Here is a 22,335-nt window from a genome sequence, read left to right as displayed (position 1 = left end):
GCCGACGTCCGACCATGGTCGATGTCGCCCGGCACGCCGGAGTAAGCCTGAAGACGGTCTCCCGGGTGGTCAACGACGAGCCGGTGGGTCAGGAGCTGCTCGGCCGGGTGCTCGCCGCCATCACCGAGTTGGGCTTCCGGCGCAACGACATCGCGCGCAACCTGCGCTCACGGCAGCTCAACGCCACCGTCGGGCTGTTGATCGAGGAGATCGCCAACCCGTTCTACGCCACGATCGCGAGCGTGGCCGCCGAGATCGCCGCCGCGCACGGGACGATGCTGATCACCGCCTCCTCCGAGGAGGATCCCGAGCGCGAACGCGCCGTCCTGCAGGACTTCACCCAGCGCCGCGTCGACGGGCTGTTGGTCGTACCGGCCGGCCCGGACCACTCGTTCCTGCGCCGCGAGGTCGAGCTGGGCATGCCGGTGGTCTTCCTGGACCGGCCACCGCAGGGGCTGCTCGCCGACACCGTGCTGCTGGACAACTCCGGCGGCGGCCGGGCTGGGGTCGAGGCCCTGCTCGACGAGGGGCACCGGCGGGTGGCTCTCCTGCTCGGCGCGCCGAGCGTGCCCACCATGCGCGAGCGGCTGGTCGGCGCGCGTACGGCCCTGACGGCAGCCGGCATCGAGTCGGACGAGTCACTGGTCCGCGACCGCCTGATCGCCCCCGAGGACGCCGGGCGGGCGGTCGGCGCGCTGCTCGACTCCCCGAACCCGCCCACCGCCTTCTTCTGCGGCAACAACCGGCTGACGGTCGGCGCGTTGCAGGAGTTGCACCGCCGCGGCAGCGACGCGGCGCTGGTCGGCTTCGACGACTTCGAACTGGCCCACCTGATGCCCCGACCGCTGACCGTCGTCGCCTACGACACGCGCGAACTGGCCCGGGTGGCCACCGAGCGCCTCTTCGAGCGGATCGCCGGAGACGACTCCCCACCGTCGACGACAGTCCTCCCCACCCGCCTCCTACACCGAGGCCTCCCCTAGCCCTCAGGCTGGCCCTCGCCCCCGCCCTCGCCCTCGCCCTCGCCCTCGCCCTCGCCCTCGCCGATCTTGCAGTTTCTGTCGCCGTTTTGCGCAGGTCTAGGGGTCTTGTCGGGACAGAAAGTGCAAGATCGCGGAGGTCTCGGAGTTCTGGCTGCGTCGATCATGGGGTTGTGGTGCCTCGCGTAAGCCGCAAAGCACCACGGAACGCCCACCACAAGTCCATGATCGACCGGGCGGGGCGGGGCGGGGCGGGGGCGGCGGGGCGGGCGGGGTGGTGGGTGGGGTGGTGGGTTTAGTGCGGGGCTGCCAGGAGGGCTTTGACTTCGGCTTGGGTTGGGGGGTTGGCGCCTCGGCGGGCGCAGGTCAGGGCGGCCACCGTGGCCGCCTGGCGCAGCACCGTCGTCCACTGCTGCTCGGTCACGGCGGCTAGCCGTTCGGTCGGCCGGTCGCCGAGAGCGTCGATGTCGGCCAACGCGGCGAGCAGGCCACCGGTGAACGAGTCGCCCGCGCCGACGGTGTCCACCACCGTGGTGCGTACGGCCGGCTGCTCGTGCAGCACCCCGTTCGGGGCGAGCAGCCATACGCCCTCACCACCGCGGGTCACCACCGCGCAGGACACTCCGGCCTCGCGCCACTCGGCCATCACGTCGGCGATCGACCGGTCCGGGTAGAGCCAGGCCAGGTCCTCGTCGCTGGCCTTGACCAGGTGCGCGAGGGGCACCTGCCGGCGTACCCGCTCCTGCTCGGCGGCCCGGTCCGTGACGATGCTCGGGCGCAGGTTGAGGTCGATCGAGAGGGTGAGCCCGCCGCGGTCGCGTTCGTGGGCGAGCAGCCCTTCCAGCGCCTGCGCGCCGGGGGCGAGCGCGAGGGCGAGCGACCCGGTGTGCAGGGCCGTCGCCGAGGAGTCGGCGAGGTCGGGTAGTTCCTGCGGCGTCCACTGCCAGTCCGCCGCACCGTCGAGCCGGAACTCGTAGCTGGCCTGTCCGGTGGCGTCCAGGGTGGCGACCGCCACCGAGGTGGGCTCGGGCGCGCGGACGGCCCAGCGCAGGTCCACGTGGTTGGCCGCCAGGTAGTCGGCGATCTGCCGGCCGTACTCGTCGGGGCCGAGGCGGGCCAGCAGCCGTACCGGCTGGTCGAGCCGGGCCAGGGTGACCGCCACGTTCGCCGGCGAACCGCCCGGGACCGCCCGCTCCCCGTCGGCGGTGACCACCAGGTCGATGAGGGCCTCCCCCGCCACGACGATCATGCGGTCACCGTGCCCGGGGCGAGCGGGCCGGGGCCACCGAGGCCGTCGGCCGAGCGGGACAGCAGCACCGCCTGGTACGCGTGGTACACGTCGGGTCGACCGTGCCAGACCGTGTCGGCGGGCAGGTTCCGCGCGTCCAGCTCGTGCCGCCAGCCGGTGCCGTCGATGAGGTAGCGGCACGCGTACGCCCAGAAGACCCGGTACCAGTCGGCGTAGACGGCGTCTCCGGTGCGGCGGTGCAGGGTGACCGCCGCGCCGATGGCCTCGGCCAGCACCCAGTGCATCCGGGAGCGGACCACGGGCCGGTCGTCCCAGTCGATCGTGTAGACGAAGCCGTCCGCGCCGTCGACCGCCCAGCCACGTCGCAGGGCGGCGGCGAAGAGGGTACGGGCGTCGGCGAGCAGCCAGCCCGGCGGTTCGGGCAGGACGGCTTCCAGTTCGAGCAGCAGCCGTGCCCATTCCAGCCAGTGGCCCATCGTCGAGCCGTACGGCCGGAACGGGTCGGCGGGCTGGTCCCGGTTGTAGTCGAGCAGTGGCGTCCAGTCGGCCGTAAAGTGCTCGGGCAGCCGCCAGTCGTGCCGGGCGGCCTCCGTGTGCACGAGGTGGGTGGCGATCCGTAGCGCCCGGTCGGTCCAGCTCGTGTCCCCGGTGGCGGCGGCAGCGGCGAGGAACGCCTCGACCATGTGCATGCTGCTGTTCGCGCCCCGGTAGTCCTCGGTGACCGTCCAGTCCCGGTTCCACGACTCGCGGACCGCGCCCGCCTCGTCGTCCCAGAACCGGTCCAGGACAACGCTGAGCGCGTCGGCGAGCAGCCGGTCCGCGCCGGGTCGTCCGGCCCGGGCGGCGCTCGACGCGGCGAGCAGCACGAATGCGTGGTCGTACCCGGCCTTGCGCTCGTCGATCGGCGCGCCCTGCTGGTCGACCGCGTTGAACCAGCCGCCGTACCGGTCGTCGCGCAGCAGCGTGTCGAGCGCGGCGACGCCGTGGTCGACAATGGCGGCGGCATCCGGGTCGCCGTTGCGGTGGGCGAGCGCGGCCACGTGGGTCATCCGGCAGGTGATCCAGGTGTAGACGGCTTCACCCCGGTCCGGGGTGCGGTCGTCGGTCAGCCACCAGAAGCCACCCTCGGGTCGGACCGAGCGGCGGGCCGTGTCGAGCAGCGTGCGGGTCTGGTCGGCGAGGAACCCGCCCAGGTCGGGCAGGTCGGGCACCCCTGCCGGGGCAGGGGTCGGTTCGGCGTCGAAGCGGGGCGCGTCGGTCATCTCAGCTGGTCACCGTCGAGGTGCGAAGGGGCATACGGCAAGGATCGGCGGACGGACCGGGTCCGCGCCGGCAAACCCGCTAACGGTACGCCCGGAGCTGGTCGACCGAAGGGGGTACGGCGCAACAAGGATCATGAGGAACATCATCCCGTTTGCCCGTTGACATCGTTGTCACCCCTCAACCCTGCTCCGACCGCCGGCTCACTGTCAATTCGCGTCCCGTGCCTAGTAGTGGTCGTCGATCGGTCGACGCGCCTCCTCGAACAGCGCCGGCCCCTCGTAGCGCACCGGAGGCAGCGCCGGGGTGGCCGGCTTGACCTCCTCGAACTGCTCGCTGGAGAGCGCGTACACGACCCGGCCGAGGCCGGAGCGGTCGATCGCCGTCGCGCACATCGGGCAGGGCTGGCAACTCGTGAACATGGTGGTGCCGGCGGCCACCTCGGCGGACAGTTCCCGGGCGGCCCAGCGGGCCAACTTCAACTCCGGGTGGGCGGTGATGTCCGAATCCGAGACCACGGTGTTGTGGTCCTCGATGAGGACGACACCGTCCGCGTCGACCAGCAACGAGCCGAACGGCCGTTCGCCGGACGCCCCGGCCCGGCTGGCGATCTCCACGGCGCGGCGGAGGAACTTCTCGTCGTCGGGTGTCACACGGCCTCCCGGGTCATGTCCTGCTGCGGAACGGGGCGAGTGTGGCGCGAATCTGGTCGCCCGCGCCCCAATCGTCGTCGAACTGGGCCAGCACCGCGAGGTGCTGTCGCAATTGGACGATCGCCATCCGGGCCCGCCAATCAGCATCGAGCGACGTCAGCTCGGCGTAGACGTCGAAGAACCGCCGCGCCTCGGGCGGGGGTGACGTCGTCCAGACGTGGGCGAGGTCGACCTCGGCCCACAGGTAGGACACCGCCGGGTCGATCAGCGCCGGCTCCCCGTCCGGCATGGACAGGATGTTCTGCGCCCACAGGTCGCCGTGCGTGAGGCACGCGGGCCGGTCCGGCAGCAACTCCGGCAGCCGCGAACAGAGCCGTTCCAGCGCCACCCGGTCCTGCCGGTCGAGCGCGGCGTCGACACGGGGCTCGCCGAGCCACCGGAGCAGCCGGTGCTGCGCGAAGAACGCGAACCCGTCGTCGTTCCAGGTGTTGACCTGTCGGCGACGCCCCAGCCAGTTGTCCCGGTGCCAACCGAAGCTCGGATGCGTCGTGCTCAGATGCAGGTGGGCCAACTGTTGGGCGAACCGCTCCCAGAACGCCTCGGTGCTCGGCCGGGGCCGCAGCAGCGACAGCACCAGCACGTCCCGGTCCGCGAGGATCACCTCGGGCGTCGGCACGCCGCCCAGGTCGCGCAGCGCGGCCAACCCGTCGGCCTCGGCGGGGAAGACGTCGTCGGCCGGCGGCTCGGCGAACGCCTTGACGAACACCGGCGGCGCGTCCCGGCGGGTGGCGATGCCCGCGAGCGCCGCGAGCCCGCCCGCCGCCGGCTCGACGGCGACGACATCGCTCATCCCGGCGCGCCGCAGGCTCTCCCGTAAGAACGGCCCCGGTCGCATCACGACAGGCTCCCGGATGTCCGATCCGGTGTCCACCCGGTATGTCACCCACCCAGGGCGCGGGCAGGATGGCGGGATGGAACTGCCCGAGGGGCTTGGTTGGGTACGAGCGTCAGCGGTGGGCCGGGCCTGGCTGACCGCGCTGCCGACGCTGGTGGCCGAGTGCGCCGAGCGGTGGTCGCTGCGGCTCGGTCCGCCGTTCCGGTACGCGTACGCCTCGGTGGCGCTCCCCGCCGATCTGCCCGACGGTACGGCGGCCGTGCTCAAGGTCCAGTTCCCGGACGAGGACAGCCGGTACGAGGCCCACGCGCTCGCCCACTGGGCCGGCGACGGCGCGATCCGGCTGCTCGCCCACGACGTCGATCGGCGCGCGCTGCTGGTGGAGCGCTGCCGACCCGGTACGCCCCTGCACGAGCTGCCGATGGACCGGGCGCTGGACGCGGCGGTCGACCTGCTCCCCCGACTCTGGCGACCGGCCGGCACGCCGTTCACCCCGCTCGCCGAGGAGGCCGCCGGCTGGCTCGACCGGATGCCGCGCAGTTGGGAACGGGCCGGCCGGCCGTACGAGCGGCGACTCCTGGACGCGGCGCTCGCCCTGCTGGTCGACCTGTCGGCGAGCCAGGGCGAGCAGGTACTCGTCAACCAGGACCTGCACGCCGGCAACGTGCTCGCCGCCGAGCGCGCCCCCTGGCTGGCGATCGACCCGAAGCCGCTGATCGGCGAGCGGGAGTTCTCGGTGGTGCCCCTCGTACGCGGTCCGGAGCTGGGTCACTCGCCGGCCGCCGTCCGGCACCGGCTCGACCGGCTCAGCGCCGACCTGGGGCTGGACGTCGACCGGGTCCGGGGTTGGACGGTCGGCCACTGCCTGGCCTGGAGCATCGCCGACCAGGTCGTCTTCGCGCACCAGGTCGAGGTGGTCCGCTGGCTGCTCGGAAACGACTGACGCCGAGGGTCAGCCGGCCTGGCAGGTACGGCACCAGTAGAGGTTGCGGCCGACCAGCTCGCCGCGACTGACCTCGGTGCCGCAGATGTGGCAGGGCGCGCCGGCGCGGCGGTAGACGTACACCTCGCCGCCGTGGCGGTCGACGCGCGCCGGTCGACCCATCGCCTCGGGCAGGTGGGCGTCGCGGACGGTGTCGATCCGACCGTGGTCCAGGGCGAGCCGCATCAGCGCGACCAGGTCGTCCCAGAGGGCGTCCCAGCCGGTCCGGGTCAGCGTCCGACCGGGCATCGTGGGCGGCAGCCCGGCCCGGAACAGCGCCTCGGTCACGAAGATCAACCCCGTGCCGGCCACCACCGACTGGTCCAGCAGCAGCGCCGCGAGGGGCGTCGGGCTCCGGGAGATCCGGGCGTACGCCCGCTCGGGGTCGGCGTCGGCGCGCAGCGGATCCGGGCCGAGCCGGGCCCGCAGGGCGTCGACCTCGGGCGGGGTGAGCAGTTCGCAGGCGGTCGGACCGCGCAGATCCAACCAGTGCCGGTCACTGGCCAGTCGCAGCCGCAGCTGGCCGACGGGTTCGGGGGGCGTCCCTGATCCGTCGGTGAACTTGCCGTACAGCCCCAGGTGCACGTGCAGGGTCACCTCGTCGGCGAAGTGGTGCAGCAGGTGCTTGCCGTACGCCTCGGTGCTGTCCAGGACGGTGCCGGAGAGCCGCGCGGCGCCGTCGGCGAAGCGGCCCTGCGGGCTGGCGGCGTGCAGCTTGTCACCGGCGAACAGCTCGGCGTGCCGGGCCGCCAGGCGGTGGATCGTGTGTCCCTCTGGCACGGGTGCCAAGGATAGCCAGCCGTGCCGGGAAGGGCCTGGTCAGGCTTGGCGCTGCTCCTTCACGCCGTTGACGAACGTCGCCCAGGTGGCCGGGGTGAAGGTGAGCGCCGGGCCGGTCGGGTCCTTGCTGTCGCGTACGCCCACCACGCCGGGGAGGTTGTCGGCCACCTCGACGCAGTTGCCGCCGCTCCCGCCGCTGCGGGTGCTCTTGCGCCAGCGGGCCCGGGCGAGGTCAGTCATGATGCTCCTCGATGATCGATGTGATCGTTTTCTCTGATTCTGCCTCAGTGGACGCGAGCGTCTCCAGGTCCGACCAGACCTGTTCGAAGGCGGTCACCTCGGCCGGCTTGTCCAGGTAGAGCGCGCCGGTGATGTTCTCCAGGTAGACGGTGGTCGGCTCGGTCGACGCCCGCCCAAGGGGCTGCGGGAAGCCCAGCAGCACGAAGGTGCCGGTCTCGCTGGCCAGGGGTGGGCCGGCGGCGAACGGCAGCACTCGCAGGCTCACGTTCGGCAGCGTGGCCACGGCGAGGAGGTGGCGCAACTGCCCCACCATCGCCCGCCGGTCGGGGATCGTGCGCCGTAGCACCGCTTCGGACAGGACGACCCGCAGGACGGGCGCGGCGGGCAGTCGGCGCACGAGGATGCTCTGCCGCTGCAATCTCAGCTCCACCAGCTTATCCCGATCCTGTGCGCTCATGGTCGGGTTCTTGCGGCGGAACAACTCGCTGGCGTACTCGCGGGTTTGCAGGAGGCCCGGGATCAGCTCCGAGTCATATTGCCGCAGAGTCGAAGCGGACGATTCCAGGCCGACGTAGAGCGAGAACCACGACGGGACGACATCGCCGTAGGAATGCCACCACCCCTTGGCGCGCGTCTCCTTGGCGAGCGCCGCCACAATGTCTCTCATTTCTTCCGGAACCTGGTAGAGAGCGCACATCGCGCGGGCATCCACGACCCGCACCGGAACCAGCCCCTTCTCGATACGCCACACCTTCTGCCGCGAGCAGTCCAGCGCCTGGGCAGCGGCGTCCAACGTCACCGCGGCGTCCTCGCGGAGCTGGGTGAGCAGCCGCCCGAGCTGCCGCCGAGGGACCGTCGACCCCACTGTTGCATCCGTCATGCAACATCACCTCGCCCTTCCTGCAACATTTATCGTTGCGCCTCGCACGCATTTGTTGCGCATTCCGCGTGCGTCGATACGAATCGAGGCTATGGGGGCGGGTGACGTTGCACAAGGGGGCCAGCATGGAACACCCTGTCCCTTATTCGAGTCACCAACAAATGGGGCGGCATTGGTCAAGGAGCAGCGCGTGTCGTACAACGAATATCTGTTGGTCACCGCGCTGACCCTCGCCCGCCGGCATCGACCTGTCTGGAGTTGGGCACGCTGGCGCAGGGTGTGCCGCTGCGGCGCGGACCTGCCCTGCCGGGCCCGCCACCGCATCCCGATCAACCGTGGGCACTGGCCGACGTGACCGAGCTGAAAACCGGCGACCTCCTGCTGATCGGCGCGGCCTGCTCGGTGCAGTTCTCCGGCGACCGCGCGCTGCGCCTGCGACTGGTGAGCGTGGACCCGCGACCGACGTACGAGGGGTGGGTCTGGCTGACCGGCTACGTCCTGAGCGACAAGGGCCTGGCCGTCGACAAGCGGGAGGTGTACGTGCGACGCGCCGGGCTGCGGGTGCTGCGGGCCATCGACCGGCCGATCCGCGCCTGATCGGCGGGCCGTACCCGGAATCGGTGTCAGGAAACGCCGAGGTGGGTATTTCGGGGGTCGTAGCGCGTGGGTGCCACCCCTGAACGTCGGCCACCACGCATTCAACAGGAGGTGTGTAGTGGTCAGGATTCCTTCGCTGTCCCGGCGGTCCGAGCAGACGCCGACGCGGGACGAGAGCCTTGACGGTCCCGATACCCCGGTCACCGAGACGGGCCGGACCGACGACAGCCGACCGGTCGTGACCGACCGGGACGCCGACCAGACGACGTACCGCAGCACCACGGCGACCGGCGACGCCACCGCGACCGCCGGACGGACCGGGCGCGCCGGCGAGGCCGAGCGACGGGCCGCGGAGCGCGCGGCCGTGGCCCGCGCCGCCACCGCCCGGCCGGCGGAGACCGACACCGCTCGCACGACGGAGGGTGAGAGCCGGTCCGACGTTGCCCGCTCGGGTGCCGCCGCCGCGACCGTCGCGGCTCCGACCATCGAGCGCGACAAGGACCTCGACGGTACGACCCGACGGCCGGAGCGCGACACGGACCTCGGCCGGACGACGACCCGGCGGCCCGACGTGACCGACCGTCCGGTCGACACGACCCCCGCTCGCGACACCGAGCCGGAGCCGGTGACGCGCGGCCCGAAGCCGCGGGCCAGCCTGCTCGCCACCCTCGGCCTGATCGTCTCCGTCGTCGGCGCGCTGTTCGTGCTGAGCGGCACCCTGGCCGGGTACGGCATCGGGCTCGGCGCGTTCGGCGCGGTGCTGTCGGTGCTCGGCCTGATGGCGACCCGCCGCCGGCACGTCGCCGGCAAGACCGACGCGCTGTTCGGCATCCTCATCGGCCTGGCGGCCGTGGTGGTCGGCGTGCTGGCGATGACCGGTCAGTTCGTCTGGCCGACCACGGACGGCGACTGGGTGCAGCGCCTCCGCGAGTGGCTTGACTCACAGTTTGTGGATCGTTTCTAGCGGGCACTGTTCCGCTCGCCGGTGGTGCACCGGCGAAGAGCCGGCGGTTCGCCGGCAGCCCGACGGTGGTTCACCAGCAGGGCGACACCCTTTCAGGGGCGGCGATTCGCCGCCCCTGAAGTGTGTCCGGGGCCCGCGCCGGCCGTCTCCAGCGAGGGACATCGCCCGTACCCGCGCCCCTCCCCCTCCCTCAACTCCCGCATTGCGGTCCCTCCCCGCCTCTTCCTGCCCTTCCCCACTCCTCCCCCTCCCCCCTCCTTTCGTCCTTTGCTCTGCCTCCCCCCTCCCCCCTCCTTTCGTCCTTTGCTCTGCCTCCCCCCTCCCCCCTCCTTTCGTCCTTTGCTCTGCTTCAACCCAGGCAACACCGTGTGTCCGATTACCGGACAGCGGGTGTTGCCTCCGCTGAAGCAGAGCAAAGGACGCGCTCAGTACCCTCGCCCCCCGGGGCCACGCCGGCCCGCGCACGGACGGTGTCGCGCCCACGGGCGACGTCACGGGCATGCGGACGGTGTCGTCGCACAGCGGTGGCGCGGCTGACCCGGAGCACCGGCCAGCACTGGCCGGCCCATCCACGCAACGAATCGCAGCTGAACAGCCATCAGACGCAACGGATCTACGGCCTGCGCAACTCTCGGTGGTGGATCCTTTCACTGACGCCGCATAACGTTGAGCAACGGCGCCAGCCCGTGGGCCACGGTGGCCGGGCGCGCCCGACCCCTGGGAGCAGGACAATGACGATGGACGCCACCAGCCAGCGCCTGTTGATGTGCCGGCCGACGTACTTCGCCGTCGACTACGCCATCAACCCCTGGATGGACCCGAGCGCGCCGGTCGACGCCGCGCTGGCCGTCCGGCAGTGGGAGCAGCTTCGCCAGACGTACCTTGACCTGGGCCACACCGTCGAGGAGATCACTCCGGTGCCCGGCCTGCCCGACATGGTCTTCGCCGCCAACGGCGGCACCGTGATCGACGGCAGGGCCATGGCCGTGCAGTTCCGCGACCCGCAGCGCGCCGACGAGGCGCCGGCCTACCGGGCCTGGTTCGAGGCCGCCGGCTTCGAGATGTACGACCCGAAGCACGTCAACGAGGGTGAGGGCGACGTCCTGCTGGCCGGCGACCACCTGCTGGCCGGCACCGGCTTCCGGACCGCCCACGCCGCGCACGCCCAGTTGCAGGAGGTCTTCGGCTACCCGGTGATCACCATGCAGCTCGTCGACCCGCGCTTCTACCACCTGGACACCGCGCTGACCGTCCTCGACGAGCGGACCGTGGCGTACCTGCCGGAGGCCTTCTCCCCCGGCAGCCAGGCCGTGCTGCGCCGGCTCTTCCCCGACGCCGTACACGCCACCATGGCCGACGCCGAGGTGCTGGGCCTGAACGCGGTCAGCGACGGACGGCACGTCGTGCTGCCCGCGCAGGCCACCGACCTGGCCGCCAAGCTGCGCGACCGGGGTTACGAAACCATCGGTGTCGACCTGTCCGAGCTGCGTAAGGCCGGCGGCGGACCGAAGTGTTGCACGCTGCGACTCCGTCAGGGAAAGGCAAGCAAGTGATCGTGGACGACAAGCTGCGTACGCCGGGAGCGGTCCGGGACGCCGAGCGCTGGACGGCGCACAACTACCACCCGCTGCCGGTGGTGATCTCGTCGGCCGAGGGCGCGTGGCTCACCGACGTGGACGGCAAGCGCTACCTGGACTGCCTGGCCGGCTACTCGGCGCTGAACTTCGGCCACCGGCACCCGCAGCTCATCGCCGCCGCGCACGCCCAACTCGACCGGCTGACGCTGACCAGCCGCGCGTTCATCCACGACCAGTTCGCCGACTTCTGTCGGGAGCTGGCCGAGCTGTGCGGCAAGGACCTCGTGCTCCCGATGAACACCGGGGCCGAGGCCGTGGAGACCGGGATCAAGGTGGCCCGCAAGTGGGGCTACCAGGTCAAGGGCGTGGCGGCAGGTCAGGCGAACATCGTGGTGGCCGAGGGCAACTTCCACGGCCGGACGACAACCATCGTCAGCTTCTCCACCGACGAGGACGCCCGCGCCGACTTCGGGCCGTACACCCCGGGGTTCACGGTCGTGCCGTACGGCGACCTGGACGCCCTCGCCGCCGCGATCGACGAGAACACCGTCGCCGTGCTGCTGGAGCCGATCCAGGGCGAGCAGGGCGTGGTGGTGCCGCCGGAGGGTTACCTGCCGGGCGTCCGCCAGGTCTGCACCGAGCGGAACGTGCTGTTCATCGCCGACGAGATCCAGTCGGGTCTGGGGCGTACCGGCCGGACCTTCGCCTGTGACCACGAGGGCGTCGTGCCCGACATGTACCTGCTGGGCAAGGCGCTGGGCGGCGGCATCGTGCCGGTCTCCGCGGTGGCCGCGAACACCGACGTGCTGGGCGTGCTCAAGCCCGGCCAGCACGGCTCCACCTTCGGCGGCAACCCCCTGGCCTGCGCGGTGGCCACCGAGGTCGTACGGCTGCTGGCGACCGGCGAGTTCCAGCGCCGCTCGGCCGAGCTGGGCGAGCGGCTGCGGGCCGGCCTGGAAGGGCTGGTCGGCAAGGGCCTCGTCGGCGTACGTGTCCGAGGCCTGTGGGCCGGTCTGGACATCGACCCGGCGCTGATGAGCGGACGCGAGGCGTGCGAGCGCCTGATGGAGCGCGGCATCCTCGCCAAGGACACCCACGGCTCCACGATCCGGCTAGCCCCGCCCCTGGTCATCACCGAAGAGGAGATCGACCAGGCCATCACGACGCTAGCGGAGGTACTGGCCGCGTAGCCCGGAACGTGTGTGAGGCGGGCGTCGGCGACGACGCCCGCCTCGCGCTTCAGGGGCGGGGTAGGCGCATCGCCATGGTGGGGGCCTCGGCCATTACCGAGGTGGGGGTGAACGGGGCGCCGGTGGGCAACTCCTCGGCGCGGCCGATCTGCACGCCTGGATACAGCTCGATCATGTCGTTCTCGCCCAGGACCCGGGACTGCTGCGGCGCGAGCGGGATCCGGTCCGACTCGGCCATCGAGCCGGCCGGTCGGATGCCCGAGCCGTTGGTACTGATGTCGGTCACGATGACCTCGCCGACCCGCAGCTCGAAGTGGACGTGACCACGGCTGATCCACCGCCGGGCCTCGTCGTTGAGCCACTGCCCGAGCATGATCCCGCCCTCCTGCTCGGGTGCCCGGCCGGCCACCACCGGCTGCTCCTCGCTGAGCACGAACCGCCGCCGGACCAGGCCGCCGACGCGTACCGCGAGCACCTCCGTACGAGGACGCGGGCCCACGTCACCGAGCCGCGCGCCGTGCCGGGGGCAGGTCGGTACGCCGTTGCGCAGCGAGGGCGGCGGCTGCGCGGCCGGACTGCGGTCCGCGCCGCCGGCGAGGTCGGCGAACGCGCCACCCCCACCACCGCCGCCGAACAGCGCGCACCCCGACTCCGGGCACCGCCACTCACGGGCCAGCAGCTTCGCTCCGGTGGGCGAGCGCTTGCCGGCGACCGGGGCGTGCCCGCCGCCGACGTGCGCGATGAACGCCGGGCCACCCGCGCCCGGCACCGGGGCGACCACCCGACCCGGCTGCTCGACCAGCCACGGGAACCGTCCACGCAGCCCGTCGAAACGGACCCGGGTGAGCACCGGCACGCCCAGCAGGTCGGCCACCTCCAGCATCCGGTCACCGGGATTGTCGAGCACCTCGACCAGCCCGTCGTCCGCCCAGCGGCGGACCACCATCCGCTCGTTGGACGTCAGGTCGGCGTCGGAGAGCAGCGCGCGGTGCACCACCGCGTACACCTGGACGCTGTCCTCCTCCAGCTCGCGGGAGAGCGCGTCGATGACCATGCCGAGGCGCAGCAGGCTCGCCGGCCGACCGCCGTCGATGTCCTGGTAGCGGATGATCTCGGCCAGGTCGAGCACCGCCCGGGCCAGCGACGGGTCCGTGCAGACCCGCCCCTCGATGGCGTCGAGCACCTTGCTGATCTCGAATCTCATGCCGCGCTCCGGACGATGTCGTCAATCCGCCTGGCCAGCTCGATGTCCCGGAGGGTGACCCCGCCGGCCGAGTGCGTGACACAGCGGAAGGTCAGGGTCCGCCATCGGATGTCGATGTCGGGATGGTGGTCGAGTTCCTCGGCCACCGCCGCCACCCGGTCCACCACCGCGATGGCGTCCGGGAAACTGCCAAGCTGGGCGGTACGGCCGATGCCGGTCGGGTCGCCCGACCAGTCGGACAACCCGCCCAGCTCTTTCCGCACCGCGTCCGCGGTGAGCAGGTCTGCCATGACCAGACCCTACCGGCCGTCGCCCGGTCAGCCGCGTAGCGGCCGGCCCACCTCGTGCAGGTGGCCGAGTGCCTGCCGGTACGACTCGACCAGCCCGGTCTCCGCGTACGAGATGCCCTGCTCGGCGCAGTAGGCGCGCACGATCGGCTGCGCCCGGCGCAGGTTGGCCCGGGGCATGTTCGGGAACAGGTGGTGCTCGATCTGGTAGTTGAGCCCACCCAGCGCGGTGTCGACCAGCCGGCTGCCCCGCACGTTGCGCGAGGTCAACACCTGCTTACGCAGGAAGTCCAGCTCGTCCCCGGCGGTCGGCATCGGCATGCCCTTGTGGTTCGGCGCGAACGCGCAGCCCATGTAGAGGCCCCACAGCGCCTGGTGCACGGCGGCGAACAGCAGCGCCTTGCCCGGCGACATGACCGCCAGCAGCAGCGCCACGTAGCCGACCGTGTGCGCCACGAGCAGTGCCGCCTCGACCGCGCGGTGCCGCATCGGTGTCGCGTACCGGCCGTTCTGCTCCCGGCCGATGATCGCGCGGATGCTCGCCACGTGCAGGCTCAGACCCTCCAGCAGCAGCATCGGAAAGAAGAAGTACGCCTGCCGCTGGGCCAGCCACCGGCCGAAGCCCCGGGTCTCCACCGCCTGCTCGTACGTCCACACCAGAGCACCCGCGCCGACGTCCGGGTCCTCGTCCTCGTGGTTCGGGTTGGCGTGGTGCCGGTTGTGCTTGTCGACCCACCAGCCGTAGCTGAGCCCCACCGCGGCGTTGCCGGCGACCAGTCCGACCAGCTCGCTCGGGAAGCGCCGACGGAACATCTGGCGGTGCCCCGCGTCGTGGCCGAGGAACGCGACCTGGGTGGTGGCCACCGCCATGACGGCCGCGAGCGCCACCTGCCACCAGGAGTCACCGACGAGGACCACGGCCACCCAGCCGGCCACGAACGCGCCGAGGGTGAGCACGAGGCGGGCGACGTACGAGGCAGGGCGCCGCTCCAGGAGGCCGGCCTGACTGATCCGTCGGGACAACTGTGCGTAGTCACTACCTCGCCGCCGTACTGGCGGTTCTGCCACCGCTCCGAGCGCCATCGCTGCTCCCGTTCCCAGTTGGCCGGCACCTGGTGGTCCGGACTCACCGTCAACTCTCCTCGCAACGGTTGCGCTGAGTAACCCTGAAGACCCCCGGATAGGGGGTAGGGCGGGCCCTACCCCCGGCCTTCGGTTCAGCCCAGCCGGGCCACCACGCCGCGCAGTCGGGCCAGGTCACGCCGCCGCCGCTCGTAGGTGGCCGCCAGCCCGATCAACGCCAACCCGCCGACGCCCAGGTAGATCCACCGGGGCAGCAGGTCCCAGCCACGGGCCAGCTCGTGCAGCGCCAGGGCCGCCAGCACGCCGCCCCCCAGCAGCACCGGCGCCTGCCAGCGACGGCGGGCGCCGGCCAGCACGATTCCCAGCGCCGCCGCCCCGAGCAGCAACCGCCGCCACGGCTGCGGGTCCGGCCCGGTCAGCACCGACACCAGGCTCGGCACCAGCGCCGCGACCAGCCCCGGACCGAGCGCCGGCCAACTGGTCAGCCCCGACCGGGTCCGCATCGCCAGCAGCCCCGCCCCGACGGCGAGCGCCGCCGCCGGCAGGGTGTACGCCTCCGGCACGGTCACCCCGCCCGCCGCCAGCAGCACCCACGCCCCGAGCAGCTCGCTGCCGGCGGCGACGGCCGCGAACCGCCACCGTCGACCGGCCGGCTCGCCCCGTCGCAGCAGCCGCATCGCCACAGCCACCCCCCACAGCACGCAGACGGTCGCGAGTTGCCGGGCCGACTCGACGGCGAGCACCGCCGCCACCAGCGCCACCGCCTGCGCGGCGGCGTCCAGCACCCGGCCGACGACCACCCGCCGGCCGCTCGCGGCGGCAACGGCGAGGACCAGCACGGCCACCCCCAGCAGCGGGTACGCCGCCGCCCGCACCGGCAGCCCGCCGGCGAGCGGTGCCGTCACCGCCAACGCGCACGCCGCCCCCACCGCCGCCACGCTGCCGGCGACGCGTACCCCGGCCAGCCGCGCCCCGACGCCGACGACCACTGCTGCCACGACGAGCGTGCTCTCCGCCACGAGCGTGCCGGACCGGGTGGCCAGGAAGCCCGTCACCCCGGACACGGCCAGCACCGCCCCCGTCGGTGCGACGAGCGACGCGAGCGCCCGTCGAGGCGTCCGCAGCGCGGCGAGGAGCAGCGCGGACACCCCGGCGAGCAGGGTGGCCGCCGGCAACACCGGCCAGGGCGCACCCACCGCGACGAGCAGCACCGGCAGCGCGGCACCGGCGAACGGCACGGCGGCCAGCACGGGTGGGCGTACCCGCCGACCGGCCAGCACCGCCGCCACCGCCAGCGTGACGAGCGCCAGCCCGGCGGGGAGCAGCCCACGGTCGGCGACGACGGTCGGCGCGCCGGACCAGACCGGCCCGGGGATGCCGTACGGCGCGAACAGCGCCCCCCACACCCCCGGCAACGCGGCCAGCACCGCGACCCCCGCCAGTACGGCACCCGCCGCCACCAGCACACCCGACGCGCCGACCACCGACGACCCGGTGACCGCCGGCCGCCCGACCGGCAGCGGCTCCCCGACCGCGGGGTCCCCGGCCCCGGAGGCTCCGACCCCGGCCGGCTGGTCACCGGTCGTCGACCGGTCGCCCCAACGGGCGACGAACGCGACACCGAGCGCCGCCAGCGCGGCGTACAGCGTCACCGGCTCGTCCCCCGCCGCCAACAGCGGCGCGACGCCGGCCGCCAGCGCGGCGACCACCGAGCCCGTCACCGCGTACCCGAGCAGGTCGGTCCGGCGGCGACGCACCGCGAGCGCCGCGACCAGCGAGAGCCCGGCGGCGGCCAGGGCCGCCCGGGCCTGCCACCACGGCGGCGCGCCGGCCGCGAACACCGCCGTCGCGGCGACGCCGGGCAGCGCGAGCTGCGCGACCAGCACACCCCCACCCGCCACCCGGCGGTACGCCCCGACCCCCCGCCGCGACGCGACCGCCACCCCGAGCACCCCGGCGGCGCCCAACGCCACCGTCACGCCGACCGGATCGGCGAGCGCCACCAGCAGCGCGTGCCCGAGCAGGACCGCGCCGCCGGACGCCCAGCCGAGCAGGATCGCCGGTCGGATCGCCGGCCGGGCCAGCACGGCGAGCAGCAGCACGGACCCACCCACCAGGTCCACGGCCACCACCGTCGCCCACGACGCCGTCCAGCCGGCCGGGACGGCGAGCAGCACCGCCACCGCGCCGGCCGAGGCGAGGACCGCCCACATGCGTCGGGGCAGCAGCGACACGGTCGCGGCCAGCGCCAGTGCCACGGCGGGCGCCACCTGCCAACCCCAACTCAGGTCCGGCCCCCAGCCGGCCCCGTGCCACGGCGGCAGCGACCGGGCGACGGCGGCCACCGCCAACGCGCCGGTGATCAGCACGGTGAGCTGCGCCGTGCCGGCGGCGACCAGCAGCGCGCCGGCACGCGGCCCGGCACGCCAACCGGTCGGCAGCAACCGCACCACCCCCGCCAGGACGAGCGCCACCGTCGACGCCGCGAGCAGCAGCAGCGACGGACGCAGCTCACCCACCGGACGCAGCAGCGCGGCGGCGAGCACCGGAACCAGCAGCCCCCCGGCCACCGCCCGCAGCGCCGCGCCGCCGACCAGCCACGCCGCGCCGACCCCCGTCACCGCGACCAGCAGCAACGGCGCCCCGGCCAGCAGCGGCGTACCCGCCGCCCGCCCCAGCAGCAACGGCACCAGCGCACCCGCGGCGGCGGCGACCAGCGAACCGACGTGACCCACCCCGGCGAGCACCCGACCGGCGAGCCGGGCGCCCGCCACGCCGTCGCGCAGCGCGACCAGCACCCCCAGGTCGAGCAGGGCCACCCCGAGCAACACCAGCGCCCAGCCGTCGGCGCCCACCTCGGCCTCCACCGCGAGCAGCGGCAGCACCGGCTGGGCCGCCACCAGCGCGGCGAACCAGGGCCCGGCCAACCCGCTGAGCCGTCCGTACGCGACGGCGACCACCGCGCTGGCCCCCCCGACCAGCGCGGCGTAGCGGGTGCCCGGCCAACCGGACACCCCGGCCAGGTCCACCGACCAGGCGGCGTACCCGTCGAGCAGCACCAGCAGCAGGCCCACCGCGGCGAACGTCTCCGCCGTCCCCCGTAGACCCCGCCGGACCACCAGCAGCGGGACGGCCAGGACCAGGGCCGTGACCGCCGCCAGGATCAGCGACCGGCCACCGACCCCCACGGCCGCCCAGGCCACCGCCGTGAAGACCACCGCCGCCGTGCCGAGCAGCAGTCCACCCAGGACGAACAGCAGCCCCTGGACGGTCCGCGTCGAGGTCTCCGCCACACCGGGTGCCGGCGTGGCCACCGCTGGCGTCGACGCGGCGAGCGGCGTCGCCGGCACCACCGGAGTCCCCGCCGCCCGCTGGGCCCGCACGACGGCGGCCAGCTCGGCACGCCGCCGCGAGGTCGCCGCCAGCAGGCCCGCCAACTCGGTGTACGTCCGGCGGGCCCGCTCGACCTCGGGTTCGAGTCGAGCCACCTCGCGGCCGAGTCGGACCACCTCGGCCGCTGTCGGGTCCGGTGGGCGGTGGCAGCCGGCGCAACCGGCGCTCAGGTCGGCCGGGCCGCCACAGGCGGGGCAGGGGTAGCGGGTGTCGTCCACCCGGTCATCATCGAGAAGCCGGTGGGGTACGGCCCAGAGTAGGCGTACCTAGGGTCGGGTGTGGTCGTGCACCCAGGCCGCGTAGGCGGGGTCCCCGCTCTCCACCCTGGACACGAGGATCTCCGGAACCTCGTACGGGTGGCTGGCCCGGATCTGGTCCACCAGCGCGGCCAACCGGTCCGGCGCGGTCTTGAACTGCACGGACCACTCGGTGCTGGTCTCCACCCCGGAACGCCACCAGTAGGTGCTGTCCACCTGACCGCCGACCTGGGCACAGGCGGCGAGCCGCCCGGCGACGGCCGCGGCCGCCAACACGTCCGCGACCGAACGCGCATCCACCACCGTCGTCACCACGCAGATCTGCTCCACGAGCGCACCCTACGCGGAGACCTCACGGTTGGCGGCGATCCACGTGTCGATCTGCGCCCACCAGTCGAAGAGCCAGTCGATGCGCTGCTGTCGCTCGGTCGGCACCTCCTCCGGCGGCACCGACCAGAACCGCATCACGATTCGCTTGTCCATGGGCAGTTCCCGCCACACGTCGCCGATGCTGAGCATCTGGTCCAGACCGGTGTGGGCGACGAAGATGACCCCGGCATCCGGTGCGGCGTCCAACGCGGCGAGCACCCCACCGGGCTGCGGGGCGAGCACATGGCGCATCCGTTCGGCACGCCTCGCCATGCGTTCCAGGCCGAGCGAGCGGAGCCGGGCGATGGCGCGCAGTCGCCGCCTCGGGGTGAAGTTGCCGCCCTCCGGGAAGATCACGAAGGCGTCGTTGTCGTCCAGGCCGGTGGCCAGGTGCCCGACCTGGCGTACGGTCTCCTCGCCACGCTGTGCCGTGGGCGCGATGAACCGGTTGGGCAACCGGTTGAGCAGCACGTCGATCGCCGGATCCCACTGCAGGCTGTCCTTGAGGACGATCCGCGGCTCCCGCTTGAACCAGTTGACCAGCCCGTGGATCAGGATGAACGAGTCGCCCGGCCCGGCGTGCCGGCACAGCACCAGCTCGGGCCGGCCGGGCAGGGCAGTGTCCGGGTCGGTGCCGACCACGTCGATGCTCAGCCGCAGCGACCAGCGGGCCTGCCAGAACAGCACCCGCAGGAACCAGCCGGCCAGCACGTAGTGCGCGCGCTGGAAGGCCGGCGACCGGCTACGCCAACCGAAGCCGGAGGCCAGCCAGAGGACGAACAGGGCGAGCAGCGCCGCGGCGTCCCAGACCAGGTAGACACAGCCGATCCAGAGCAGCCGCAGGGGACGCAGCCGGCCCGGGACCAGCGGTGAGGCCGCTGCGGCCAGCAGCGCCCAGACCGGCAGCGTGGTGACCACGACGACCGCGAGCAGCACCACGCCGGGAGCGATCAGCAGCCGCCGCAACCACCTGGGAGGAAGCGGCATCAACGTTCCACGTGGGTGGCGAGGTAGCGGCGGGAAGCGGTGTACGCCCGGCTGATCCGGCGGCCCACCGCCGCCATGTCCCGGTACGCCCACGGCGTGTCGTCGCGCGGATTCAGCCCACCGGTCGGAAGGACGTGCACCTCCACCCCCTCGGGCAGCGCGGCCATCTCGCGGAAGAAGCGGTGCCGGCGGGAGATCTCGAACGCCACCTGCGCGATCTCCCACGGCCGCCGGGGCGGCGTCAGCTCCCGTTCGATCCGGCCCACCTGGAGGACGAAGACCTGACTCGCGCCCGCGGCCACCGCCTCGCCGATCGGGATGGAGTTGACGATGCCGCCGTCGATGTAGTGCGCGCCGTCGATCTCCGTGGGCGGGAGCAGACCCGGCACCGACGCCGACGCCAGGACGGCCGGCACGACCGGGCCGCTGGTGAACCAGTGCTCGGCGGCCCGCTCGATGTGGGCGGCGCAGCAACGGAACGGCACCCGCAGGTCGGCGAAGGTGGTGTCCACGCCCAGCTCGGATTCGAGCAGCCGGCGCAGCGGTCGGGGCGAGTGCAGATGGGTACGGGCGGCGAAGCGGCGCAGTTGCCGGGCGACCGAGTCGCCGTACACCTCGCTGGCCTCGGGTGACGCCCAGAGCCGGACCAGCCGGTCGGTCACCGCCTCGGACGGGTCGGCGGCGACCAGCGCGCCGTTGACCGCGCCGATCGACGTGCCGAGCACCATGTCGGGCTGGATGCCGGCGCGGAACAGGGCGCGCAGCATGCCCACCTCGACGGCGCCGAGCACCCCGCCGCCGCCGAGTACGAACGCCACCGGTCCCGGAGCCATGTCCTCATCCTGGCACGGGCCCGCCGCCCACCCACGAGCCGCCGCCACCGGACGGTCGGCGCACCCCAGCCACCGTCCGCCGACGATCCGTACCGTCGGCGTTGACAGGGTGGACACATTCGCGCAACCTGATACCGCTCCCACCCCGAGGGCAGGTGCGATCCGTGAAGGCAGCATTGCATCCGGGCCGCTTGCTGGCCCGCAGGTACCGACTCATCGACCAGATCGGTGCCGGCGGCATGTCGGTCATCTGGCGCGCGCGGGACGAGGTGCTCGACCGCTTCGTGGCGCTCAAGGTGCTCGCCGCCTCGCTGGCCGCCGACGCGCGGTTCCGCGACATGGTGCGGGAGGAGGCGCGCGCCGCCGCCCAGTTGGTGCACCCGCACGTGACGTCGGTGCACGACTACGGCGAGACGGTCGACCCGGACGGCTCCATCACCTCGTTCGTCGTGATGGAGCTGCTCAGCGGCGAGGAGTTGGAGCTACGGCTCACCGAGGGGCCACTGCCATGGGCCGAGGCCGTTGAGGTGGGCGCCCAGGTCGCCGACGCGCTGGCCGCCGCGCACCGGCTGGGCATCGTGCACCGGGACATCACCCCGGCCAACGTCATGATGACGGCGATGGGGGTGAAGGTCCTCGACTTCGGCATCGCCACCCGGATCGGCGCACCGGACGAGGACGAGGACGGCGGCACGTTCGGCACCCCGGCGTACGTCGCCCCGGAACGCCTCGACGGCGCGCCCGCCCAGCCGGCCACCGACGTCTACTCGCTCGGCGTCCTGCTGTACGAGGCGTTGACCGGGCGGGTGCCGTACCCGGCGGACACCTGGGAACAGCTCAGCGCCGCGCTCGCCGGCGGCCCCGCGCCGACGCTGGCCGGCGTGCCGGAACTGCCCACCGAGGTCGCCCGGATCTGCCTGCGCAGCCTCGCCCGCGACCCGGCCGACCGGCCGACGGCCCGGCAGGTCGCCACCGTGCTACGCGGTCACCTGCTGACGCCCGACCCGCCGAACGCCACCATCGCGGTACCGGTTCCGACCCCGTCGGGTTCGTTGCCGCAGCCGAGCGTTGCTCCGGCCGCGCGGGCGGGCGTCGTGACGGTGGTACGCGCCGACGACGTGGCCCGGCCGCTGACATTGCCCGGCGACGGTCCCGGCCGGTCGTTCCGACGTCCGGCGCTGCTCCTGATCCCGGTGGTCCTGGCCGTCGCCGTGGCGCTCGCCGGGGTTGCCCTGCTCCCCGACGACCAGCCGCGTCGCCAGGTGCGGCCCAGTGCCGGCCCGACCACGCCCGCACCCAGCGAGCCGCCGACCGATCCGCCCGCCACCGCACCGTTCCAACCGGCGCCGGCGAGGTCGTCGGCGCCGCCCAGCGCCGCGTCCACCGCCGGGCCGGGCACCCTCGCCGAGGCTGGCATCCGCGTCAACGCGCTTGTCGACGCCGGAGTACGCGACGGGGAGATCCGTAGCGATGTCGGCCTCGACCTCCGCCAGTCGCTGGGCAACCTGCTCGTCGCCGTCAGCTCCGGTCAGGACGAACTGGCACCATCGGTGGCGCGGCTGCGGGCGAAGGTCGCCGTCCGGCTCGGCGAGGGAGGGATCAGCCCGGCGTACGCGCAGCGGCTCGACGCCGCCATCGCCGAACTGGGCGCGGCACGTGTCTGATCCGGGGCGAG

General features: G+C 73.3%; 22 protein-coding genes. 8 read left to right on the top strand and 14 right to left on the bottom strand.

From position 1 onward, the window contains the following. The first annotated feature begins 14 nt into the window (after window positions 1-14). Window positions 15-983: a LacI family DNA-binding transcriptional regulator gene (locus ABZ272_RS27490; protein WP_355052879.1), complete on the top strand. Its 969-nt coding sequence runs from the start codon at window positions 15-17 to the stop codon at window positions 981-983. Between the two features lie 292 nt (window positions 984-1,275). On the opposite strand, the gene ABZ272_RS27485 is transcribed toward ABZ272_RS27490, so the two are convergent. The 4 genes from ABZ272_RS27485 to ABZ272_RS27470 all read right to left on the bottom strand — a co-directional run bounded on the left by ABZ272_RS27485 (window position 1,276) and on the right by ABZ272_RS27470 (window position 4,992). Then, a complete protein-coding gene (locus ABZ272_RS27485) occupies window positions 1,276-2,229 on the bottom strand; it encodes a carbohydrate kinase (protein WP_355052820.1) in 954 nt (317 codons plus the stop codon). Next, window positions 2,226-3,491 (bottom strand): AGE family epimerase/isomerase, encoded by a 1,266-nt coding sequence (locus tag ABZ272_RS27480; protein ID WP_355052819.1) that lies wholly within the window; start codon window positions 3,489-3,491, stop codon window positions 2,226-2,228. Before ABZ272_RS27480 ends, ABZ272_RS27485 begins: the two co-directional genes overlap by 4 nt. 225 nt (window positions 3,492-3,716) lie before the next feature. Next, complete coding sequence (locus ABZ272_RS27475; protein ID WP_355052818.1) at window positions 3,717-4,142, bottom strand: nucleoside deaminase; 426 nt, start codon at window positions 4,140-4,142, stop codon at window positions 3,717-3,719. A 13-nt stretch (window positions 4,143-4,155) separates the two neighbouring features. Next, window positions 4,156-4,992 carry a fructosamine kinase family protein gene (locus ABZ272_RS27470; RefSeq protein WP_355052817.1) on the bottom strand — a complete coding sequence of 279 codons (837 nt, stop codon included), beginning with the start codon at window positions 4,990-4,992 and terminating at the stop codon, window positions 4,156-4,158. Between the two features lie 121 nt (window positions 4,993-5,113). On the opposite strand from ABZ272_RS27470, the gene ABZ272_RS27465 reads away from it, so the two are divergent. Further along, the gene (locus ABZ272_RS27465; RefSeq protein ID WP_355052816.1) at window positions 5,114-5,980 is read left to right on the top strand and encodes an aminoglycoside phosphotransferase family protein; all 867 of its coding nucleotides are present in this window, start codon (window positions 5,114-5,116) and stop codon (window positions 5,978-5,980) included. A 9-nt stretch (window positions 5,981-5,989) separates the two neighbouring features. Here ABZ272_RS27465 and ABZ272_RS27460 read toward each other — a convergent pair whose 3' ends face one another. The 3 genes from ABZ272_RS27460 to ABZ272_RS27450 are packed head-to-tail and all read right to left on the bottom strand — an operon-like array spanning window position 5,990 to window position 7,919. Then, the gene (locus ABZ272_RS27460; RefSeq protein WP_355052815.1) at window positions 5,990-6,799 is read right to left on the bottom strand and encodes a DNA-formamidopyrimidine glycosylase family protein; all 810 of its coding nucleotides are present in this window, start codon (window positions 6,797-6,799) and stop codon (window positions 5,990-5,992) included. Window positions 6,800-6,838: 39 nt separating this feature from the next. Further along, window positions 6,839-7,039, bottom strand: a complete 201-nt coding sequence (locus ABZ272_RS27455; protein ID WP_355052814.1) for a DUF397 domain-containing protein — start codon at window positions 7,037-7,039, stop codon at window positions 6,839-6,841. After that, on the bottom strand, window positions 7,032-7,919 hold the full coding sequence (locus ABZ272_RS27450) for a helix-turn-helix transcriptional regulator (protein WP_355052813.1): 888 nt from the start codon (window positions 7,917-7,919) through the stop codon (window positions 7,032-7,034). Before ABZ272_RS27450 ends, ABZ272_RS27455 begins: the two co-directional genes overlap by 8 nt. 190 nt (window positions 7,920-8,109) lie before the next feature. On the opposite strand from ABZ272_RS27450, the gene ABZ272_RS27445 reads away from it, so the two are divergent. The 5 genes from ABZ272_RS27445 (at window position 8,110) to rocD (ending at window position 12,247) form a co-directional block, all read left to right on the top strand. Continuing rightward, a complete protein-coding gene (locus tag ABZ272_RS27445; RefSeq protein WP_355052812.1) occupies window positions 8,110-8,274 on the top strand; it encodes a hypothetical protein in 165 nt (54 codons plus the stop codon). Then, the gene (locus ABZ272_RS27440) at window positions 8,271-8,516 is read left to right on the top strand and encodes a hypothetical protein (RefSeq protein ID WP_355052811.1); all 246 of its coding nucleotides are present in this window, start codon (window positions 8,271-8,273) and stop codon (window positions 8,514-8,516) included. Before ABZ272_RS27445 ends, ABZ272_RS27440 begins: the two co-directional genes overlap by 4 nt. Before the next feature lie 118 nt (window positions 8,517-8,634). Further along, window positions 8,635-9,480 carry a DUF4190 domain-containing protein gene (locus ABZ272_RS27435; RefSeq protein WP_355052810.1) on the top strand — a complete coding sequence of 282 codons (846 nt, stop codon included), beginning with the start codon at window positions 8,635-8,637 and terminating at the stop codon, window positions 9,478-9,480. A 737-nt stretch (window positions 9,481-10,217) separates the two neighbouring features. Further along, on the top strand, window positions 10,218-11,033 hold the full coding sequence (gene ddaH, locus ABZ272_RS27430) for a dimethylargininase (protein WP_355052878.1): 816 nt from the start codon (window positions 10,218-10,220) through the stop codon (window positions 11,031-11,033). Further along, on the top strand, window positions 11,033-12,247 hold the full coding sequence (gene rocD, locus ABZ272_RS27425) for an ornithine--oxo-acid transaminase (protein WP_355052877.1): 1,215 nt from the start codon (window positions 11,033-11,035) through the stop codon (window positions 12,245-12,247). Before ddaH ends, rocD begins: the two co-directional genes overlap by 1 nt. Before the next feature lie 49 nt (window positions 12,248-12,296). Here the strand turns inward: rocD and ABZ272_RS27420 are convergent, their stop codons facing one another. From ABZ272_RS27420 to ABZ272_RS27390, 7 genes are all read right to left on the bottom strand, one after another. After that, a complete protein-coding gene (locus tag ABZ272_RS27420; RefSeq protein ID WP_355052809.1) occupies window positions 12,297-13,451 on the bottom strand; it encodes an FHA domain-containing protein in 1,155 nt (384 codons plus the stop codon). After that, window positions 13,448-13,741, bottom strand: coding sequence for a 4a-hydroxytetrahydrobiopterin dehydratase (locus ABZ272_RS27415; RefSeq protein WP_355052808.1), 294 nt, complete (start codon window positions 13,739-13,741; stop codon window positions 13,448-13,450). The genes ABZ272_RS27420 and ABZ272_RS27415 overlap by 4 nt, the downstream gene beginning before the upstream one ends. A 27-nt stretch (window positions 13,742-13,768) precedes the next feature. Further along, the gene (locus ABZ272_RS27410; protein ID WP_355052807.1) at window positions 13,769-14,821 is read right to left on the bottom strand and encodes an acyl-CoA desaturase; all 1,053 of its coding nucleotides are present in this window, start codon (window positions 14,819-14,821) and stop codon (window positions 13,769-13,771) included. A gap of 134 nt (window positions 14,822-14,955) precedes the next feature. Next, window positions 14,956-18,432 carry a hypothetical protein gene (locus ABZ272_RS27405; RefSeq protein WP_355052806.1) on the bottom strand — a complete coding sequence of 1,159 codons (3,477 nt, stop codon included), beginning with the start codon at window positions 18,430-18,432 and terminating at the stop codon, window positions 14,956-14,958. A 48-nt stretch (window positions 18,433-18,480) separates the two neighbouring features. Further along, window positions 18,481-18,801 (bottom strand): divalent-cation tolerance protein CutA, encoded by a 321-nt coding sequence (gene cutA, locus ABZ272_RS27400; RefSeq protein ID WP_355052805.1) that lies wholly within the window; start codon window positions 18,799-18,801, stop codon window positions 18,481-18,483. Between the two features lie 9 nt (window positions 18,802-18,810). Then, complete coding sequence (locus tag ABZ272_RS27395; RefSeq protein ID WP_355052804.1) at window positions 18,811-19,827, bottom strand: 1-acyl-sn-glycerol-3-phosphate acyltransferase; 1,017 nt, start codon at window positions 19,825-19,827, stop codon at window positions 18,811-18,813. Continuing rightward, window positions 19,827-20,660 (bottom strand): patatin-like phospholipase family protein, encoded by an 834-nt coding sequence (locus ABZ272_RS27390; RefSeq protein ID WP_355052803.1) that lies wholly within the window; start codon window positions 20,658-20,660, stop codon window positions 19,827-19,829. The genes ABZ272_RS27395 and ABZ272_RS27390 overlap by 1 nt, the downstream gene beginning before the upstream one ends. 164 nt (window positions 20,661-20,824) lie before the next feature. Here ABZ272_RS27390 and ABZ272_RS27385 point away from each other — a divergent pair, with 164 nt between their 5' ends. Then, complete coding sequence (locus ABZ272_RS27385; protein WP_355052802.1) at window positions 20,825-22,324, top strand: protein kinase; 1,500 nt, start codon at window positions 20,825-20,827, stop codon at window positions 22,322-22,324. Window positions 22,325-22,335: the final 11 nt, after the last annotated feature.

This window comes from Micromonospora sp. NPDC005979 (assembly GCF_040614415.1).
Lineage (GTDB): Bacteria > Actinomycetota > Actinomycetes > Mycobacteriales > Micromonosporaceae > Micromonospora.
This window is presented reverse-complemented; position numbering and strand designations above follow the sequence as displayed.

Excerpts from the sequence above, each read along its gene's own strand:
- ABZ272_RS27395 (WP_355052804.1), bottom strand. The coding sequence starts at position 19,827 with ATGCCGCTTCCTCCCAGGTGGTTGCGGCGGCTGCTGATCGCTCCCGGC.
- ABZ272_RS27485 (WP_355052820.1), bottom strand. The coding sequence starts at position 2,229 with ATGATCGTCGTGGCGGGGGAGGCCCTCATCGACCTGGTGGTCACCGCC.
- ABZ272_RS27465 (WP_355052816.1), top strand. The coding sequence starts at position 5,114 with ATGGAACTGCCCGAGGGGCTTGGTTGGGTACGAGCGTCAGCGGTGGGC.
- ABZ272_RS27420 (WP_355052809.1), bottom strand. The coding sequence starts at position 13,451 with ATGAGATTCGAGATCAGCAAGGTGCTCGACGCCATCGAGGGGCGGGTC.
- ABZ272_RS27390 (WP_355052803.1), bottom strand. The coding sequence starts at position 20,660 with ATGGCTCCGGGACCGGTGGCGTTCGTACTCGGCGGCGGCGGGGTGCTC.
- ABZ272_RS27480 (WP_355052819.1), bottom strand. The coding sequence starts at position 3,491 with ATGACCGACGCGCCCCGCTTCGACGCCGAACCGACCCCTGCCCCGGCA.
- ABZ272_RS27410 (WP_355052807.1), bottom strand. The coding sequence starts at position 14,821 with ATGGCGCTCGGAGCGGTGGCAGAACCGCCAGTACGGCGGCGAGGTAGT.
- ABZ272_RS27455 (WP_355052814.1), bottom strand. The coding sequence starts at position 7,039 with ATGACTGACCTCGCCCGGGCCCGCTGGCGCAAGAGCACCCGCAGCGGC.
- ABZ272_RS27415 (WP_355052808.1), bottom strand. The coding sequence starts at position 13,741 with ATGGCAGACCTGCTCACCGCGGACGCGGTGCGGAAAGAGCTGGGCGGG.
- ddaH (WP_355052878.1), top strand. The coding sequence starts at position 10,218 with ATGGACGCCACCAGCCAGCGCCTGTTGATGTGCCGGCCGACGTACTTC.
- ABZ272_RS27490 (WP_355052879.1), top strand. The coding sequence starts at position 15 with ATGGTCGATGTCGCCCGGCACGCCGGAGTAAGCCTGAAGACGGTCTCC.
- ABZ272_RS27450 (WP_355052813.1), bottom strand. The coding sequence starts at position 7,919 with ATGACGGATGCAACAGTGGGGTCGACGGTCCCTCGGCGGCAGCTCGGG.
- ABZ272_RS27470 (WP_355052817.1), bottom strand. The coding sequence starts at position 4,992 with ATGAGCGATGTCGTCGCCGTCGAGCCGGCGGCGGGCGGGCTCGCGGCG.